We start from the raw sequence: 18,218 nt of genomic DNA, 5'->3' as shown, positions 1-18,218 counted from the left end.
CTTGAACTGGGTGGACGTCCTGGTGGTCCTGCTGGCCGTGCTGGCTGCGATCTCCGGAGCGCGTCAGGGCGTCGTGATCGCGCTGCCCGCGTTTCTCGGTGTCGTCGCGGGCGCGCTGCTGGGGATCGAGGTCGCCCCGGCGATCGTCGACTTCTTCGAGAACCCCGCCGCACGGGTGGCATTCGCCGTCGGCACCGTGGTGTTCCTCGTCGCGCTCGGTGAGACGTTCGGCGTCTGGCTCGGCAACAAGCTCAAGCGCAGGATCTCCTCTCCGAAGCTGTCCGGGGTGGACAGCACGCTGGGCGCGGTGGTGCAGGGTGTCGTGGTGTTCGTGGTCGCCTGGCTCATCGCGCTCCCGCTCACGAGCGTGGCGTCGTTGCCCGGCCTGGCGAGGGCGATCAACAACTCGGTGGTGCTCGGCGGCGTCAACTCGGTGATGCCCGACGCCGCGCAGGGCCTGCCGGGTGAGCTGCGCCAGTTGCTCGACGCGTCCGGCTTCCCGTCCATCGTGGAGCCCTTCCAGAAGGCGCCGGTGCGCGAGATCGCTCCACCAGACACGGCGCTGCAGAACAGCCAGGTCGTGCAGAACCTCCAGGACAGCGTGCTGAAGATCCGCGGCATCGCGCCCTCGTGCTCGCGCTCGCTGGAGGGCAGCGGCTTCGTCGTGTCGCCCGAGCGGGTGATGACCAACGCGCACGTCGTCGCGGGCACCGACGAGGTGGCCGTGGAGACCAGCCAGGGCAGGCTCGACGCCAGGGTCGTCTACTACGACCCGGGCACCGACCTCGCGATCCTCGCGGTGCCTGGCCTCGACGCGGAGGCGGTTCCGCTGCGGGCGGCGCCCGCACAGGCAGGCGACGACGCGATCGCGCTCGGCTACCCGCTGGACGGCCCCTACACGGCGTCGGCCCTGCGCGTGCGGGAGCGCATCAACCTGCGCGGGCCGGACATCTACGACGCCAGGACCGTGCAGCGCGACGTGTTCACCGTGCGCGGCCAGGTGCGCAGCGGTAACTCGGGCGGGCCGATGGTGGACCCGAACGGCAACGTGGTCGGCGTGATCTTCGGCGCCTCCGTTGAGGACCCGGACACCGGCTTCGTGCTCACCGCCGACGAGGTGCGCGACGAGGTGCAGGCGGCGCCGGGTCTCGGTGCCAGGGTCGGCACGGGCGCCTGTACGGCGTGAGGCTCAGCCGGGCCGCTGCGCGCGGAGGAAGGCGACGAGCAGCTTCGCGGTCAGCGCCGGCTCCTCGAGATGCGGGTAGTGGCCGACGCCGGGCAGGGTCTCGAACCGGGAGCGCGGGCCGAGCCACGGTGCCGAGTCGCGGGCGGTGGAGACCAGCACGCACGGGTCCTGCTCGCCGTGCAACTGCAGCACGGGCGTGCGCACCCTGGTGCCGACGGCGTCGGTGAACCGCCTGCCCTCACCGCGGAACTGGGCGCGGAACGCCCACCGGTAGTACTCGAGTGCGCTGTGGGCGACGCCGGGCACCAGCATGGCCTCCCGGAAGCGGCGCGCGGTGACGGCGAAGTCGTCGCTGTCCCGCCACCGCTCGCCCGACCAGGCGCGTTGCAGTGCTTCCACCGCGAAGGCGTCGTCGGCCACCAGCGTGCGTTCCGGCGCCATCGGCACCTGGAACCGCAGCAGGTGGAGCATCGCCCTGGCCTGGCTGTGGCGCCTGCGCAGCGCCGAGCGAGCGATGGCCGAGCGCAGCGCCAGCGGGTGGGCACCGCCGAGCACGCTCACCGTGGCGACCACCCGCGGGTGCAGCGCGGCCGCCGTCCACGCGAGCATGCCGCCCCAGGCGTGCCCGACGAGGTGGGCGCGCCGCTCGCCGAGTGCGCGCACCAGTCCCGCGACGTCACCGGCCAGCGTCCACGCGTCGTAGCCGCGCGGCGGCTTGTCCGAGTCGCCGTAGCCGCGCAGGTCGGCGGCCACCACCCGGAAGCCCGCGTCCGGCAGCGAGCGCAACTGGTGGTGCCACGCCCACCAGAACTCCGCGAAGCCGTGCAGCAGCAGCACCAGCGGCCCGCTGCCCGCCTCGGCGATGTGCAACCGGATGCCATTCGCCGAGACGTCGCGATGTGTCCAGGGGCCGTCGAGCCGGACGGCCGACGGGTCGGGAGCCTGCACGGTCGGCAGCGGGGAGCCGGGTCAGCGTCGGGCCGGCGCGTCCAGGTCCGGCACGGCGGGCACCTTCGGCTCCTCGTGCTCGGCCTGCCTGCGCGGCTTCAGCGCGGCGGCCGTCTCCTTGAAGCTGTCGATCGACCGCTGCGGGGCCCTGACCTTCTTCCACTTCCGGTAGCCGAGCAGACCGAGCAGCGCCGCGGTGACCAGCATCAGCAGGAACACGATGCCGAAGGCCGCCCAGCGCTGCAGCCACTCCGACAGCAGCTCACCGAGAAAGAAAAAGAAGAAGAAGGAGCTGTAGAGGGCCACGACACCGGCGATGACGAAGAAGACGCTGCCCTTGGCGGCCTTCTTCGCCTCGCCGACGGTCTCGGCCTTGACCAGCTCGACCTCGGCTCGGAACAGCGTCGACAGGTGCTGCGTAGCGTCCTTGACGAGCGCGCCGATCGACTGCCCGTCAGCCGCTTGCCCGTTCTCTTCGGACAGCGGGAGGTAGGGCACACGCGTCCCGTCGCCGTCGTTGAGTTCGTGTTTGGGGCTGCTCACGCGCCTCATCGTGCCATGTGGTCAGTTCGGCGGCTCGGTGGGCGCGCTTGTGGCGTGTGCCCTGCTGCGCCGGATCAGCAGCAGCGCGGCGGCCAGCGACGCGATCGCCGACGCGATGAGCACCGCGGCCTTGGCCAGCTCGGCAGGCTCGCCGTCGAGTGAGAGGTCGGCGATCAGCAGGCTCACCGTGAAGCCCACGGCGCCCAGCATGGACAGCGCGCCAAGGTCGATCCAGCGCAGGCTGTCGGGCAGGCGAGCGAGCCGCAGCCGCACCGCGAGGGCGCTCGCGCCCATGATGCCCACGACCTTGCCCACGAGCAGGCCCGCCATGACAGCGAGCGGAATGGGTTCGGAGAACACCGCGCTCATCGACTCACCACTGATCTCGACGCCCGCGGCGAACAGCGCGAACACCGGCACCGCGACGGCGGCCGACCACGGCTGCAGGCGATGCTCCAGCCGCAGCGCGGGCGGCTCGTGCTCGCCCTCGTCGCTGCGCACCCGCGTGAGCAGGCCGAGCACCACGCCGGCGATGGTCGCGTGGATGCCCGCGCCGTGCACGGCGGCCCAGGCCACGACGGCGAGCGGAACGTAGAGCCACCACGCCGTGACCCGCTTGTGCTGCAGGAACGCGTACACGGCGAACGCGGCGAGCGCGATGCCCGCGGCCACGAGATCGAAGGTGGCGGTGAACAGCACCGCGATGACGATGATCGCGCCGAGGTCGTCCACCACGGCCAGCGAGAGCAGGAAGATGCGCGCGGCACCGGGCAGGTTCGACCCGGTCAGCGCCAGCACACCGAGCGCGAAGGCGATGTCGGTGGCCACCGGGATGGCCCAGGCCTGGTCGATGCCCGGCTCGCCCCAGCCGACGCCGAGCGCGATCAGGGCAGGCACGATCATGCCGCCGACCGCGGCGAGGATCGGCAGAGCCGCGGCCTTGACGTCGGACAGCTCGCCGACCACCAGCTCGCGTTTGAGCTCCAGCCCGACGACGAAGAAGAACAGGGCCAGCAGTCCGTCCTTGGCCCAGTCCTCAATGGACAGGTGTAGGTGCAGCGCCTCCGGGCCGATCTCGAACTCGCGGACCTGCTGGTAGACGTCGCCGAGCGGCGAGTTGGCCCACAGCAGCGCGAGTGCGGTGGCCGCCAGCAGGATCATCCCGCCGGTGGTCTCCGTGCGAAGGAACCGGGCGAACTCGCCGGCCTGGTTCGGGCGTCGTGTACTCACGGGCGGCTCCACGGGTCGACAACGAGACGCCGACCAGACTTCCCGGCACACCTGGCCGTGACCCTAGCCGCCGTCAGCGGGCCGCGCCTGCCGAGGGTGGCGAGCGCCACCCGGCGTCACCACACCAGGCGAAAGTCTGACCAGACAGGTACATACCATGTGGTCTGTTCACGAAAGTCCACGGACAAGGACGGACACCTACCGATGCGGACCTCCACCGAGGCAGGCAGCGACACCAGGTTCTTCGGGCACCCACGAGGGCTCGCGAACCTGTTCGGCGTCGAGATGTGGGAGCGCTTCTCGTTCTACGGGATGCTCGGCATCCTCCCGATCTACCTCTACTACTCGGCGAGCCGGGGCGGGCTCGGCATCCCCGAGGCGACCGCGGTGAGCATCGTCGGCGCCTACGGCGGGCTCGTGTACCTCTCCACGATCGTCGGCGCCTGGGTGGCCGACCGGCTGCTGGGCGCCGAGCGGACGCTCTTCTACAGCGCCGTGCTGATCATGGTCGGCCACGTCAGCCTCGCCGTGCTGCCCGGGACGCTCGGCGTCGGCGCCGGGCTGCTGTGCGTGGCGCTCGGCAGCGGCGGGCTCAAGGGCAACGCGACCTCGGTCGTCGGCACGCTCTACGACGAGAAGGACGAGCGGCGCGACGCCGGGTTCACACTCTTCTACATGGGCATCAACCTCGGCGCGTTCGCCGGGCCGCTGCTCACCGGGCTCGCGCAGTCGGAGGTCGGCTTCCATCTCGGCTTCGGCCTCGCCGCCGTGGGCATGGCGCTGGGCCTGGTCCAGTACACGATCGGCAGGAAGAACCTCGGTGAGCGCGCGAGTGTGGTGCCCAACCCGCTGCCCGCGTCCCGCAGGCCCGCCGTGGCCGCGCTCGCCGCGGGTGTTGTCGTGCTGGCGGTGCTGCTCGTGCTCGTCGGCGCCGTCACGGCGGCCAACCTCTCCGACCTCACCGTGTGGATCATCGCGATCGCCTCGGTCGGCTACTTCGCGGTGATCCTCAGCAGCAGGCGGATCACCGCCGTCGAGCGGAGCCGCGTGCTGTCGTTCATCCCGATGTACATCGCCAGCGCGGCGTTCTTCGCGCTCTACCAGCAGCAGTTCACCGTCATCAACGTCTACTCCGACCAGCGGCTCGACCGGGACCTGTTCGGCTGGGAGATGCCGGTGTCGTGGGTCAACTCGATCAACCCGGTGTTCATCATCGCGCTCGCGCCCGTGTTCGCGGCGGTGTGGACGAGGCTGGGCGCCCGCCAGCCGTCGACGCCGATCAAGTTCGCGCTCGGCACGATCATCATGGGCTGTGCGTTCCTGCTGTTCCTGCCGATGGCGGGCGGGACCGGCAACAGCAGCCCGCTGCTGGCGATCATCGGCATCCTGCTGGTGTTCACGGTCGGCGAGTTGCTGCTCTCGCCGGTGGGCCTTTCGCTGTCGACCAAGCTCGCGCCCACCGCGTTTCGCACGCAGATGGTGGCGCTGAACTTCCTGTCCGTCGCGCTCGGCACCGCGCTGTCCGGCTCGCTCGCCGGCTACTACAGCCCGCAGGACGAGGCGCCGTACTTCGCCATCGTGGGCGGTGTGGCCGTGGCGATCGGTGTGCTGGTGGCACTGCTGTCACCGGTCATCACCAGGCTGATGCGCGGCGTGCGCTGAGCCGGGCGGGCGAGCCGAAGGTCACCTTGGGTGCACAGCACGTACCCAAGGTGACCTTCGGCTCGCGGCGTCAACCCGTGGTCACCCCGAACAGCAGGCCGACGAGGTAGGTCACGAGCATCGTCAGCAGGCCGACCCCGACGTTGCGGGCCACCGCCCGCCCGGCCAGCGCGTTGCCGAGGCGCGCGCTGGCCCAGCCGGTGATCGCGAGCCCCGCCACCACTCCGCCGATGCAGGCCCACACCCGCAGCGAGGCTGGTGGCAGCAGGATGGCGACGAACGGCAGCAGCGCGCCGACGGTGAACGCCGCCATCGAGGCGAACGCCGCCTGCCACGGGCTGGTCAGGTGGTCAGGGTCGATGTGCAGCTCGGCCTCGGCGTGTGCCTGCAGCGCGTCCTTCTCGGTCAGCTCCCGTGCCACGCGCGCGGCCAGCTCCGGAGAGAGCCCGCGGTCCTCGTAGATCTCGGCGAGCTCGCGCTCCTCCGCCTCGGGCATGGTGCGCAGCTCGTCCTTCTCGAGGCGGAGCAGCGCGCGTTCGGTGTCGCGCTGGGTGCTCACCGACACGTACTCGCCGCCCGCCATCGACAGCGCGCCCGCCACCAGGCCCGCGATGCCGGCGAGCATGATCGCCGCGCGGTCGGTCGTCGCGCCCGCCACGCCGACCACGAGGCCGGCGACGGAGACGATGCCGTCGTTGGCACCGAGCACCCCGGCGCGCAGCCAGTTCAGTTTGCCGCCGACGTCCGGATGGTGGCGCTCGCCCCGATGCGGAACCGGGCTTCCCGCTGTATCGCTCACAGGCCCATTGAACGCCGGGTGAGCCGACGCTGCGGCGCGCGGCACGCCGTTGCCGGTATACCGGAGCGGAAGGGTCGGCAGAAGGGGCGAGGCGAATGCGGGAACGCGAGCACAGCTACGGGCTCACGCTGCGGTGGACCGGCAACACGGGCACGGGCACGTCCGGCTACCGGGACTTCAGCAGGGACCACGAGGTGACGGCCGGGGGCAAGCCGGTGCTGTCCGGCACGGCGGATCCGGCCTTCCGCGGCGATCCGGCGCGCTGGAACCCCGAGGAGCTGCTGGTGGCCTCGCTGTCGCAGTGCCACATGCTGTGGTACCTGGCGCTGTGCGCACAGGCGGGCGTGGTGGTGACCGGCTACGTCGACGAGGCGGGCGGAACGATGATCGAGCACGCCGATGGCGGTGGCGAGTTCCGCGAGGTGGTCCTCCGGCCGGTCGTCACGGTCGCGGCGCGGGAGATGGTCGCGAAGGCGAGCGAGCTGCACACTCTCGCGCACGAGAAGTGTTTCATCGCGCGGTCGGTGAACTTCCCGGTCAAACACGAGCCGCGCATCGTCGTGGCGGGCTGAACGGGGTGCTCGCGGCCGCGTGGACGCCGCGAGCACCCCGCCGGTCAGCTCTCCAGCTCGGCGAGTGCCTGCTTGGCCCGCTCGAGCTCGGCCTCCAGCTCGGCCACCTTGGCCTGCTGCTGTTCGCGGGCCGCGTTGATGACCTCGTCGATGGGGCCGGACAGCTCGGCGTGCAGCTCCTTGGCGGCGCGGGACACCGCGGCCGCGGGGATGTCCAGCCCGCGGGCGACCCACTTGCTGCCGTGCTTGAGCTCCGCCTGCCACTCGCCGTCCGCCGTGCCGGTGACGGTGAGCGTGAGCTCGACGGTGCGGGTCTTGCGCGCGCCGCTGCCCTTCGGCCTGCCGCGCTTGGGCTTGTTCTCGGTGCTGTCTGCCGGAGCGCTCTCGCCGTTCTGCTTGCCCTCGGCGTTCGGCGCACCTTCGGCGGGCTGGGCGGGCTCGGCCGCCGCCGTGCTGTCCGCGGCGTTCTCGGAGCTCACCTGCTCCTCAGGGCTGATCGATGTGTCCAGGCTCATGGCGGGTGTGGTCTCCCTGTCGGTGGCGTCCGGCTACGACGGCCGGAAGTCTAGAACACACGTTCGAGATGTGCAGGCCCGGGTTCGGGCGCTGCCGATTGTTCCGCAGCGGTGACCCGGGTTCGGGCCCGGGGCGCGGCCGCCGCCCGATGTGGTGACCGACCCCCGCACGGGGGATCCCAGCGTGGTGACCCCGACCACGGTGTGACGACTCGGCGTGGAACCCGCTGTTGCGTCGAGTGATCCGAAGCAACACGTTCGAGTGAACCATGGGCATGTCGCTGAGCTGGGCGGATGCTGCATTTCCGCTGCTGGGAGCGGCACGGTGAAAAAGCAACGGGTTTGATCAACTGTTGGCCCGCGGTTAAGAATTCGCCGTCGCCTCGTGCGCAGCGGGTAGTCACGCATGCCTCCGGTGTGCTCACCAAGGACCCTGCGCACGCTCCACGGACGTAACGACTGCTTCAGGGGACAGTGATTGATGGACGACAGACGTGGCACCTCCCGCGCTCGCGGGAGGATTCGATCGGTGCGGCTGGTGGCCGCCGCGAGCGCGGCGCTGCTGGCCTTGCTCGTCTCCGCATGCGGGGGTGGCGGTGACGAGGGCACCGGCGGCGCCGGGGCGGTCAAGCCGGCCGCGATCAGCCAGGAGGACCTGACCAAGCTGCCCGACGCCACCACCTACGGCGACCTGCCCGGCGCCCCGAAGGATCCGGGCGGCGACGGCACCGGCACGGTGCTCCATCCCAAGCAGGACCTCGTCGTCTACTCGCAGGTCGACGGGGAGCCCATCGCCAAGCTGCCGACCCGCCAGGTCGGCTCACCGACCTGGGTGCCGGTGATCGCCGAGCAGGGCGAGTGGGCGCAGGTGCTCCTGCCGACCCGGCCGAACGGCGCGAGCGGCTGGGTCCACGCCACCGACGACGCCGTCGAGTCGGCGACCAACGACTATGCGGTCATCGTCGACCGCGACGCGTTCCGGCTGGAGATCACGAAGAACGGCGAGTCCCTCGGCAGCTGGACGATCGGCACCGGGAAACCGGAGCATCCGACGCCGAAGGGCCGCGCCTACATCATCGCCTCCATCAAGGAGACGGTGAACGACTACAGCCCCATCGTGCTTCCGCTGAGCTACCACTCGGACTCGCACGAGACGTTCGGCGGTGGCCCCGGCACCGTCGGAATCCACACGTGGCCCGACAACAGCTTCGTCGGCAAGGCCACCAGTGACGGCTGCATCAGGGTGACGCAAGAGGCCCTGGACCAGCTCGTCAAGCTTCCGCTGGGCACGATCGTCGACATCGTCTGATCGAGACCGCCCGGTCCTCACCGGAAGCTCGTTTTGTTCGCGTGAATCACCGTGAATCACGCAGCCATTGTTCGAACTGTCGAAGGGTAAAGAATTGTCCAGAAGACGACTCGCCGCCTGTGGCGTCAGCGCCGCATCCGTGGCGCTGACCGCCGGACTGCTGTTCGCCCCCGCGGCGAGCGCCGACGAGCCGCAGAACTCGGCCTTCGCTCTCGCGGCCTCCGGCCTGATCTCGATCGACCCGACACCTGCCGTCGACGACAGCAACGGTGCGTCGGAGGACTCCGTCGTCGAGGTCGCCGACCCGAAGGGCCTGCTGAAGGCCAACGTGCTCAACGCGCGCGCCGGTGACGGCTACGCGAAGTCGAGCGTCGCGGACCTGCGGCTCGACCTCAGCCCGCTTGGCGACCTCGGCCTGTCCAAGCCGCTGCTGACCGCGACGGCCATCGAGGCCCGCTGCGACGACGGCGAGGTCTCCTCCTCCCTGGCCGCCGCCAACCTCGGCGGTACCCCGCTCGACGTGGCGGCGCCGCCGAACACCGGTGTGGACGTTCCCGGCGTCGCCTCGGTCGTGCTCAACAAGCAGACCGAGAACCCCGACGGCTCGACGACGGTCACCGCGATCTCCATCAAGGTGAACAAGCTGCAGACCATCGACATCGCGTCGGCCACCTGCGCGGAGGGCTCCACGCCGACCCAGCCGCCGGGTGAGCCGACCACGCCGCCGGACAACGGCGACGACGGTGACGGTGGCTCGGGCGGCCAGGCCAACCCGGACGGCAGCGCCCCGGTCCCCACGCCCGTCGAGGGCCACCTGGACGTGACCGGCTGACGCAGCCGAACCGTTCAGGCACAACCGAAAGCGGCCCCCACCACGAGCAGGGTGGGGGCCGCTTTCGTCTGTCCGCACCGCGTGTTGGCCGTCCGCGGAGGTGTTGGCGGGGTTGCCAGCGCCCCAGGCGTCTATAGTTATCTACCATCCACGCCGTCAGTGGTGTGGTGATAGATAATTATGCATAACCTTGCAACCGCCGCTCTCGACACAGGTTCAGGCCGCCGACATCGACGGCACGCCCGTGCCCGCTGTCGAGGTGCCGGACAGTCCTCGTGTCGTCGGAACGTCTCAGGACTTACGTGCGTCGTGCCATCGGCGGTGACGGTCGTCCAATGTGCGTGCCCTGCCGCGCATGCCTTGGGGCTGGCTCTCCTCCGGTGAGGACGTCAGTATCGGTGCGCCGTTGCTCTTCGGCCGGACCGAATCCCTTCGCTTGTACGTTCCGACGCACGAAGCGGCATTTCACGTACTCCGTGGCCTGGACGTCGAGGTCGATGACTTCTCCCACGATCCGCTGTTTCGGTTGGCCGAGGAGATGTTCTCCCACTTCCGTGCCCGAGCTACTCCGAAACGGCCTCCTTGCGGATGCGTTCAAGCGGACGGGAATCGTGGAGCGGACAGGGCGGGGCATCAACAGGATGTTCGCTGAGCAACTTCGTGTCGGCCGCCCTGCGCCCGACTACGGCCGGACGACCGACCAACAGGTCGCCGCCATCGTGCCGGGCGGTCCGCGAACTTCGCCATGACCAGGTGGGTACTGGAACGGGAACGAGAGCGGGGGCACCCACTCGGTCTCGTGCAGTTGCAGGTGCCGGCGGAGCTGCTGCGGGAGAGACGCCTGAGTGCCGCCGACGTCGCGCCGGTCATCCAGCGCACCGAGGGTGAGACGCGGAGGCAGCTGACACACATGGTGGAGCTGGGTTGGGTCGAGGGCCGAGGTGAAGGCAAAGGCCGGACGTGGCACCTCTCGGCTTCGGTCTATCGCGCGCTGGAGTCGTCGGCCGGGTATGTCCGGACCCGTGGGTTCGAGCCTCTCCAGCAGGAACAGATGATCCTCGCCTACGTGACCGCGCACGGACGTATCGCCCGGGCACAAGCCGCCGAACTCTGTGCCATCACGCCCAGCAAGCCAGCAGACTTCTCGGGCGGCTCGCCGCGGAGAACAAGCTCGTCCAACGAGGCGAGCGCCGGGGGACTCACTACGAGCTTCCGTGAAGCCTGGCACGCCGGACACCCGAAGGGCGCCGGGCTTCCGCAACCCGGCGCCCTTCGTGGACGGTCGGTTTATTCGTCCGAACCGGACTTCAGGCCGCTGGAGATGAGGTCCATCACGGAGCTGTCGGCCAGTGTGGTGACGTCGCCGATCTCCCGGTTCTCGGCCACGTCCCGCAGCAGGCGGCGCATGATCTTGCCGGAGCGGGTCTTCGGCAGCTCCGGTACCACCATGATCTGCCTCGGCTTGGCGATGGGGCCGATCTCCTTGGACACGTGGTTGCGCAGCTCCTGGATCGCCGCGTCGCCGCGCGCCTGGTCCTCGGCCACGTCGCCCCGCAGGATCACGAACGCGACGATGCCCTGGCCGGTGGTCGGGTCGGTGGCGCCGACCACGGCGGCCTCGGCCACCGTCGGATGCGACACCAGTGCCGACTCCACCTCGGTGGTGGAGATGCGGTGCCCGGACACGTTCATCACGTCGTCCACCCGGCCCAGCAGCCAGACGTCTCCGTCGGCGTCGTACTTCGCGCCGTCACCGGCGAAGTAGTAGCCCTGCTCGGAAAAGCGCGACCAGTAGGTCTCCCGGTACCGCTCGTCGTCGCCCCAGATGCCGCGCAGCATCCCCGGCCACGGCTTGTCGAGCACGAGGTAACCGCCTCCGCCCTTGCCGACCTCGTTGCCCGCGTCGTCGACGACCTTCGCCGAGATGCCGGGCAGGGGCCGCTGCGCGGACCCGGGCTTGGTGTGGGTCACGCCGGGAAGCGGCGAGATCATGATCGAGCCGGTCTCGGTCTGCCACCAGGTGTCGACGATCGGGCAGCGGTTGCCGCCGATGTGCTCGCGGTACCACATCCAGGCCTCGGGGTTGATCGGCTCGCCAACGGAACCCAGCACCCGCAGCGACGACAGGTCGTACTTGGCGGGGATGTCGGCGCCCCACTTCATGAACGTGCGGATCAGCGTGGGTGCGGTGTAGTACAGGGAAACCTTGTACGTCTGGATGATCTCCCAGTGCCTGCCCTCGTGCGGGGTGTTCGGCGTGCCCTCGTAGACCACCTGCGTCACGCGGTTGGCCAGCGGCCCGTAGACGATGTAGGAGTGCCCGGTGACCCAGCCGATGTCGGCGGTGCACCAGTAGACGTCCTCGCCGGGCTTGTGGTCGAACACCGCGTGGTGCGTGTAGGCAGCCTGCGTCAGGTAGCCGCCGGAGGTGTGCAGGATGCCCTTCGGCTTCCCCGTGGTGCCCGAGGTGTACAGGATGTAGAGCGGGTGCTCGGAGTCGAAGGCCTCCGGCGTGTGCTGGTCGGACTGCGCCTCGACCAGCTCGTGCCACCACAGGTCGCGGCCGTTGTTCCACGGCACGTCGTCCTCGCCCGTGCGCCGCACGACGAGGACCTTCTCCACGCTCTCGGCTCCGGCGAGCGCTTCGTCCACGTTGGCCTTCATCGGCGCCGCCTTGCCGCGGCGGTACTGCCCGTCGGACGTGATGACGATCTTGGCCTGGGCGTCGTCGACGCGCTGCCGCAGCGCGCTGGGGGAGAACCCGCCGAACACGACGCTGTGCATCGCGCCGATCCGCGCGCACGCGAGCATGGCGATGATCGCCTCGGGGATCATCTGCAGCTGGATGGCCACCCGGTCGCGCGCCGTCACGCCGAGCGAGATCAGGCCGTTGGCCGCGCGCGAGACCTCCCGCTGCAGCTCCGCGTAGGTGATGTCGCGGGTGTCGCCGGGCTCACCGACCCAGTGGATGGCCACCTGGTCGCCGTGCCCGGCCTCGACGTGCCGGTCCACGCAGTTGTACGCCACGTTGAGCTTGCCGCCCACGAACCACTTGGCGAACGGCGCGTCCGACCAGTCCAGCACCTGCGACCACTTCGTGTCCCAGTGCAGGCGCTCGGCCTGGCGCGCCCAGAACGCCTCCCTGTCCTCGTTCGCTTCGGCGTAGGAGTCCGCGGTCGCATTGGCCTTGGCGGCGAACGCCTCGCTCGGAGGGAAGGTGCGGCTCTCGGTCAGCAGGTTGTCGAGTGCCGGCGACTGCTCTGTCATGGTGCATGGCCTCCTGATGTGCGATGAGTGGCTACGCCCGCGGCGGCGTTGGTGCCGGTAGTGACGTTAGTACGGCAAGTCCAAGGTTGCAGGCAGGTTGCGGGCGGGACAAGCCATGCACGACGAGCGGCTGACAAGCGGTCGACGGGCGCTGCCTATGCTCGGTGTACCCGGCGGTAACGAGAGGGGAACGGCGCATGGCGGAGCGTGAGGAGCTCACGTGGGAGAAGTTCGGGACGGCCAGCCGTGAGCTGGCGCGGCAGGTGGCCGACAGCGGGTTCGCGCCCGACCTGATCCTGTCCATCGCGCGTGGCGGGCTGTTCGTCGCGGGGGCCCTCGGCTACGCGCTCGACGTGAAGAACCTTCACGTGATGAACGTGGAGTTCTACACCGGCGTCAACGAACGGCTGGAGCTGCCGGTGATGCTGCCGCCGGTGCCCAATGCCGTCGACCTCGCGGGTGCCACCGTGCTGGTGGCCGACGACGTCGCCGACACCGGAGCCACCCTGAAGCTGGTCCGCGACTTCTGCGCCGACCAGGTGGCCGAGGTGCGCTGCGCCGTGGTGTACGAGAAGCCCACGTCGGCCGTGTCCTGCGAGTACGTGTGGCGGCGCACCGACAGGTGGATCAACTTCCCGTGGTCGACGCTGCCGCCGGTGGTCAGCCGCGAGGGTCAGGTGCTGGACGCGTGAGTGGCAGGACGGACCCGCTCGCTCCGCTGGCCGAACTGGACGGTGTCGCCGCCGCGGCGAAGGCGGCCCAGGACGCCGTGTTCGCCGTGCACCGGCACCGCGCCAACCTGCGCGGCGGGTCGGCGACCGCCGCCGAGGCGTCGGTGCGGGCCGCCCGCGCCTCCGCGGCCGTCGAGGGCGCCGACCCGGACATCCCGGAGGAGGGCGCGGTCAGCGATCCCGTGCTCGCCGGCGCGCTGCGGGTGGCGGAGGCCACCGAAAGCCTGCTGCCGACGTGGCGCCGCGCGCCACTGCAGGCGCTGGCGCGGATGCACGTCCTGGCTGCCGCCGACCTCACCGCCGACCCCGACTCGCTCGGCAGGCCCCGGCCCGCCGACGGGGTGGCGTCCCGGCTGGAGTTGCTCGCGCAGCTCACGACCGGCGCCACCGGCGTCGGCGGGCCGGTGCTCACCGCCGTGGTGCACGGGGAGCTGCTGACGCTGCGGCCGTTCGGCTCCGCCGACGGCGTCGTCGCCCGCGCGGCGGCCCGGCTGACGATGATCGCCACGGGTCTCGACCCGAAGGCGCTCACCGTGCCCGAGGTCGCCTGCTTCCGGCGCCTCAGGCGTTACCAGGCCGCGGCCGAGGCCTTCGCGAGCGGCGAACCGGACGGCGTGCGCGAGTGGCTGCTGTTCTGCTGCGAGGCCTTCGAGACGGGTGCCCGCGAGGCCACCAGCATCGCCGACGCCGCGGCGGGTTCCTAACGGCGCCGCCGGGCTCAGGACGCCCTGGCGCGCACGCAGTCCAGCGCGTTGCGGACATGCCCGCCCGTGGCGGCCAGCGCGTCGGTCGCCTCGGCGACATCCACCCCGGACAGCAGGTGCACCAGCGCGACCTTGAGGTCGCCGTCGGCCTTCGTCAGCGCCTCGTCGCAGTCGGTGGTGCTCATGCCGGTGGCCTCGCGCAGGATGCGCAGCGTCCGCCCCCGCAGCTTCGCGTTGGTGGCGCGCATGCTGACCATGAGGTTGGAGTAGGTGCGGCCCAGCCGCACCATCGTCGCGGTGGAGAACGCGGTGAGCACGATCTTCTGTGCGGTGCCCGCCTTCATGCGTGTCGAGCCCGCGATGGCCTCAGGGCCGGTGTCGATGGCGATGAGCACGTCCACCTCGGGCGGCACCGGGGCGCTCGGGTTGCCGGACACCAGGCCGGTGCGCGCGCCCCTGCGCTTGGCCGCCCGCAGCGCGCCCAGCACGTACGGGGTGCGCCCGGACGCGGTCAGCCCGAGTACGAAGTCGCCCGGTGCCGTCGTGGAGCTCAGCTCCGCCGCGCCGGCCGTCTCGTCGTCCTCGGCGTTCTCGACGGCCTGCCGCAATGCGCGCTCGCCGCCCGCGTGGTGCGCCACGAACCAGTCCGGCGGCACGTTGAACGTCGGGACCAGCTCGGCGGCGTCGAGCACCGCGAGCCGCCCGGACGTTCCCGCGCCGACGTAGTGGACGCGGCGACCGGTGCGCAGCGCGTCGACGGCGTAGTCGACCGCGGTCGCCAGCTGCGGCAGCACCGCCTGCACCGCCCTGGGGACGTCGCGGTCCTCGCTGTTGATGGCCGCGAGAATGCCTGCCGTGGACATCTGGTCGATGTCCACCGTGCGCGGGTTTCGCTGCTCCGTCGGCGACTCGACATGCACGATATGCGCTGCCGGGCCATAGCCGAGCCCCCTGCGGCTACCCGCCCCCACCTCCGTCATTCGCCTCACCGTCTTTTGCTCGCTGGGTCTGTGGCCCCCCGCCACTCGCTCACCGTCCGCGCACTGTCACTTGCCGGTCTCCCGCGGCCGCCGCCGGCCGTCCGGCCGCACACCCATCCGGTGGGTACCCACGGCGTCGCGGGTCGCATCGAGCGCGTTCACCGCGTCGTCCATGTGCCGCTGGGCGACACCGATGAACAGGCAGTCGATGACCGTCAGCTGCGCGATCCGGCTCGCCGTCGCGCCGGAGCGGAACGTCGTCTCGCGGGCCGCCGTCGTGAGCACGTGGTCGGCGACCTCGGTGATCGGGGAGCGCGGGAAGTTCGTCACCGCCACGGTGATGGCGCCGTGCTCCCTGGCCACGCGCAGTGCCTCGACGGTGTCGGTGGTGGCGCCCGTGTGCGAGATGCCCACCGCGACGTCGCCTGCCTTCAGCACCGCGGCGGAGGTGAGCATGATGTGCGTGTCCGACCACGCGAAGCTCACCCTGCCGATGCGGTGGAGTTTCTGCTGCAGGTCCGCGGCGACGAACGCGCTCGCGCCGACGCCGTAGACGTCGACTCTGCCCGCGGCGGCGAGCAGGTCGATGACTCGCTCGAGTTCGGCGATGTCGAGCTGCTCGGCGGTCTCCTCGACGGCCCTGGCGTCGGCGAAGCTCACCTTGCTCACCACCGAGGCGAGGTCGTCGTCCTGCGCGATGTCGCCGCCGAGATCGCGGACGGACCGCGCGGCAGAGCGGGCGGTGTCGGCGGCGAGCGCGATGCGCAGCTGTGGATATCCGCCCACGCCGATGGCCTTGCAGAACCGGGTCACCGTCGTCTCGCTGGTGTTCGCCGCGAGGGCGACCTCGGTGATGCTGCGCCGGGCGACCGCGGAAGGGTCGTCGAGCACCACCTTCGCCACCCGCTGCTCGGCGCGGGCAAGCCCGGGCAGCAGGGAACGGATCCGCACGAGCGGGCTCGCGTCGGCGTCCCGTTCGCCGGCTCCGGCTGGCCCGGCGATGACGTCCGAGCCCTCCGGAACCGCCGGGTCCTCGGACGCGACGTCACCGTTCGTGGGAAACTTACTAACCGTAGGCATCTGCGACAAGGTTACCCACACCTTCCCGAGTGATCGCAAGCTGAGCGTGTTCCCACGTCCCGGCCGTGCTGTCGTAGTTGCTGAGAAAGTCGCCAACCGGGTCCTGCTTGTTAACCTGGCTTGGCTAACGAAACTGCAACGTATTAGCGGCTGCGCAACTGAAAGCCATCAGTGGTCAACGCTGCGGGATCGTGCTCACCGTCGAGGAGCGGACCGTCGCTTTCGGTCACGCGAATCGCGTCCACGTGCACTCCGCGAGCCGTGTAGCTCCCATCCGTGGTGAATCGCCAACGTACGGTGACACCACCTCGGGCGGGCGCTGTCCCGTGAACTTTCCACCACGCGCGGTGACCGGTTCCGGACAGTGCGTCAACCGTTCCAGTCGGTGCACCGCGGCCGGACGCTCGCAGGCCCACCGGCTGCCACGTCGTGCCGCCGTCGGTGCTGGCCTCCAGCACGAGCCGGTCGGTGGCCTCCGAGTCGACGAACGCGGCGAAGCTCACCGACACGCGGCCGTCGTCGCTCGTGAGCCGAGGCGAGGTGAGCGTGGCCGTCGTCCCGTCGCCCGCGCCACTGAACCAGGAGTCGCGCCCCCGCGCCGGACGCACGGCGAGCGCACGGGCGAGGCCGGTGGCCCACGCCTGCCGCGCCGGGTTCACCGAGCCCCACGACCGCGTCGGATGCACGCGGTTGGTCAGCAGGATCGCGATCGAGCGGGACAGCGGATCGACGACGAACGACGTGCCCGTGTACCCGGTGTGGCCCGCCGTCGCGGGCGAGGTGAGCCCGCCCATGTACCAGAGCTGGTTGAGCTCGAACCCGAGCGCGTGGTCGTCGCCGGGGAAGGCGGCGGTGTAGTTGGTGAACAGCATCCGGACCGTCTGCTCGCGCAGGATTCGCTCGCCGCGGTAGACGCCGCCGTTGAGCAGTGCCTGTCCCAGCACGGCAAGGTCGTGTGCCGTGGAGAAGATGCCCGCGTGGCCGGCGACCCCACCGAGCGCCCACGCGTTCTCGTCGTGCACCTGGCCCCGGATCATGCCGCGGTCCGGCGCCGACTGGTACTCGGTGGCGGCGATCCGGTCCAGCTTCGCCCGTGGCGGGTTGAAGCCGGTGTCGCGCATGCCGAGCGGGCGGGTGATCCGCTCGGCGACAACGGTGTCCAATGTGGACCCGGTGAGCCGCTCCACGAGCACGCCGAGGGTGATGAGGTTGAGGTCGGAGTAGGTGTAGGTGGTGCCGGGCTCGTCGCGCGGGGCCACGTCCATGACCGCCTTGATGCGCGAGGCCCTGTCGGGCCAGTCGCGCCACAGTGGCAGGAACGGCTCCAGACCGGAGGTGTGCGTCAGCAGTTGCCTGACAGTGATGGACTCCTTGCCGTTGACGCCGAACTCCGGCAGGTACGTCGCGACCGGCGTCTCCAGGTCCGCCCTGCCGCGTTCCACGAGCTGCAGCACCGCGAGGGAGGTGAACAGCTTCGTCACCGATGCCAGGTCGAAGATCGTGCCGGCCCGCATCGGCACCTGCGCCTCCTCCGGCAGTTCCGTGCCGGAGCCGTCGGCGTAGCGCACGGCACTGCCGGTGGCGTAGGTGTCGACGATCCTGCCGTCGTGGGCGAGCAGGCCCACGGCTCCGGGGAAGAGGGGATGGCCGTCCACGGCATCGTCGGCGGTCCACGCGGCCAGCCGCCGCTCCACCGCCCGGATGGGGGCGGCGTCGAGCCCGGCCTGTTCGGGCTGGGCTTGCGTGAGCACGGTGGACGCGGGCGCGAAACCGTGAGCCGGGCGGTCGAAGCGCCCGGTGGTGGACCCGCTGTCGGCCATCGCACTCGCTCCCGTGAGGGCCAGTATCGCGGTCAGTGCC

The 18,218-nt window shown here is 70.7% G+C and carries 17 protein-coding genes; 8 read left to right on the top strand and 9 right to left on the bottom strand.

All coding sequences use genetic code 11. The features are described from left to right. Position 1 precedes the first annotated feature (1 nt). On the top strand, positions 2-1,186 hold the full coding sequence (locus tag BAY60_RS02820) for a MarP family serine protease (protein ID WP_112279246.1): 1,185 nt from the start codon (positions 2-4) through the stop codon (positions 1,184-1,186). Positions 1,187-1,189: 3 nt separating this feature from the next. Here the strand turns inward: BAY60_RS02820 and BAY60_RS02815 are convergent, their stop codons facing one another. The 3 genes from BAY60_RS02815 to nhaA are packed head-to-tail and all read right to left on the bottom strand — an operon-like array spanning position 1,190 to position 3,907. Next, a complete protein-coding gene (locus BAY60_RS02815) occupies positions 1,190-2,134 on the bottom strand; it encodes an alpha/beta fold hydrolase (protein ID WP_112279245.1) in 945 nt (314 codons plus the stop codon). Between the two features lie 21 nt (positions 2,135-2,155). Next, entirely contained in the window at positions 2,156-2,686 is a 531-nt protein-coding gene (locus tag BAY60_RS02810; protein ID WP_211330172.1) for a phage holin family protein, read from the bottom strand. Positions 2,687-2,698: 12 nt separating this feature from the next. After that, on the bottom strand, positions 2,699-3,907 hold the full coding sequence (gene nhaA / locus BAY60_RS02805; RefSeq protein ID WP_112279243.1) for a Na+/H+ antiporter NhaA: 1,209 nt from the start codon (positions 3,905-3,907) through the stop codon (positions 2,699-2,701). Between the two features lie 204 nt (positions 3,908-4,111). Here nhaA and BAY60_RS02800 point away from each other — a divergent pair, with 204 nt between their 5' ends. Next, a complete protein-coding gene (locus BAY60_RS02800) occupies positions 4,112-5,569 on the top strand; it encodes a peptide MFS transporter (RefSeq protein ID WP_112279242.1) in 1,458 nt (485 codons plus the stop codon). A 70-nt stretch (positions 5,570-5,639) separates the two neighbouring features. Here the strand turns inward: BAY60_RS02800 and BAY60_RS02795 are convergent, their stop codons facing one another. Next, complete coding sequence (locus BAY60_RS02795) at positions 5,640-6,368, bottom strand: VIT1/CCC1 transporter family protein (RefSeq protein WP_112279241.1); 729 nt, start codon at positions 6,366-6,368, stop codon at positions 5,640-5,642. 95 nt (positions 6,369-6,463) lie between these two features. Between BAY60_RS02795 and BAY60_RS02790 the strand changes: the two genes are divergently transcribed. Then, positions 6,464-6,940 carry an OsmC family protein gene (locus BAY60_RS02790; protein ID WP_112279240.1) on the top strand — a complete coding sequence of 159 codons (477 nt, stop codon included), beginning with the start codon at positions 6,464-6,466 and terminating at the stop codon, positions 6,938-6,940. 44 nt (positions 6,941-6,984) lie between these two features. On the opposite strand, the gene BAY60_RS02785 is transcribed toward BAY60_RS02790, so the two are convergent. Beyond that, positions 6,985-7,455, bottom strand: coding sequence for a DUF6319 family protein (locus tag BAY60_RS02785; RefSeq protein WP_112279239.1), 471 nt, complete (start codon positions 7,453-7,455; stop codon positions 6,985-6,987). Positions 7,456-7,936: 481 nt separating this feature from the next. Between BAY60_RS02785 and BAY60_RS02780 the strand changes: the two genes are divergently transcribed. The 3 genes from BAY60_RS02780 (at position 7,937) to BAY60_RS38555 (ending at position 10,345) form a co-directional block, all read left to right on the top strand. After that, on the top strand, positions 7,937-8,764 hold the full coding sequence (locus BAY60_RS02780) for a L,D-transpeptidase (protein WP_211330171.1): 828 nt from the start codon (positions 7,937-7,939) through the stop codon (positions 8,762-8,764). Positions 8,765-8,858: 94 nt separating this feature from the next. After that, a complete protein-coding gene (locus BAY60_RS02775; RefSeq protein WP_112279238.1) occupies positions 8,859-9,596 on the top strand; it encodes a choice-of-anchor P family protein in 738 nt (245 codons plus the stop codon). 335 nt (positions 9,597-9,931) lie between these two features. Continuing rightward, entirely contained in the window at positions 9,932-10,345 is a 414-nt protein-coding gene (locus BAY60_RS38555; protein WP_112279237.1) for an ATP-binding protein, read from the top strand. Positions 10,346-10,883: 538 nt separating this feature from the next. Here BAY60_RS38555 and acs read toward each other — a convergent pair. Next, entirely contained in the window at positions 10,884-12,863 is a 1,980-nt protein-coding gene (gene acs / locus BAY60_RS02765) for an acetate--CoA ligase (protein WP_112279236.1), read from the bottom strand. Between the two features lie 197 nt (positions 12,864-13,060). On the opposite strand from acs, the gene BAY60_RS02760 reads away from it, so the two are divergent. Further along, positions 13,061-13,555, top strand: a complete 495-nt coding sequence (locus BAY60_RS02760; protein WP_112279235.1) for a phosphoribosyltransferase — start codon at positions 13,061-13,063, stop codon at positions 13,553-13,555. Then, positions 13,552-14,298 carry a Fic family protein gene (locus tag BAY60_RS02755; RefSeq protein ID WP_112279234.1) on the top strand — a complete coding sequence of 249 codons (747 nt, stop codon included), beginning with the start codon at positions 13,552-13,554 and terminating at the stop codon, positions 14,296-14,298. Before BAY60_RS02760 ends, BAY60_RS02755 begins: the two co-directional genes overlap by 4 nt. A gap of 14 nt (positions 14,299-14,312) precedes the next feature. On the opposite strand, the gene murQ is transcribed toward BAY60_RS02755, so the two are convergent. The 3 genes from murQ to BAY60_RS02740 all read right to left on the bottom strand — a co-directional run bounded on the left by murQ (position 14,313) and on the right by BAY60_RS02740 (position 18,178). Next, a complete protein-coding gene (murQ, locus tag BAY60_RS02750; RefSeq protein ID WP_112279233.1) occupies positions 14,313-15,278 on the bottom strand; it encodes an N-acetylmuramic acid 6-phosphate etherase in 966 nt (321 codons plus the stop codon). A gap of 66 nt (positions 15,279-15,344) precedes the next feature. Continuing rightward, positions 15,345-16,358, bottom strand: coding sequence for a MurR/RpiR family transcriptional regulator (locus BAY60_RS02745; RefSeq protein ID WP_245992285.1), 1,014 nt, complete (start codon positions 16,356-16,358; stop codon positions 15,345-15,347). Positions 16,359-16,501: 143 nt separating this feature from the next. Next, entirely contained in the window at positions 16,502-18,178 is a 1,677-nt protein-coding gene (locus tag BAY60_RS02740) for a serine hydrolase domain-containing protein (RefSeq protein ID WP_112280669.1), read from the bottom strand. Positions 18,179-18,218 lie beyond the last annotated feature (40 nt).

Origin of the sequence: Prauserella muralis (assembly GCF_003202285.1) — a bacterium.
Taxonomy (GTDB): Bacteria; Actinomycetota; Actinomycetes; order Mycobacteriales; family Pseudonocardiaceae; genus Prauserella_B; species Prauserella_B muralis.
Note: the sequence above shows the minus strand (reverse complement) of the source record. Positions and strands in the feature narration are given on the sequence as shown.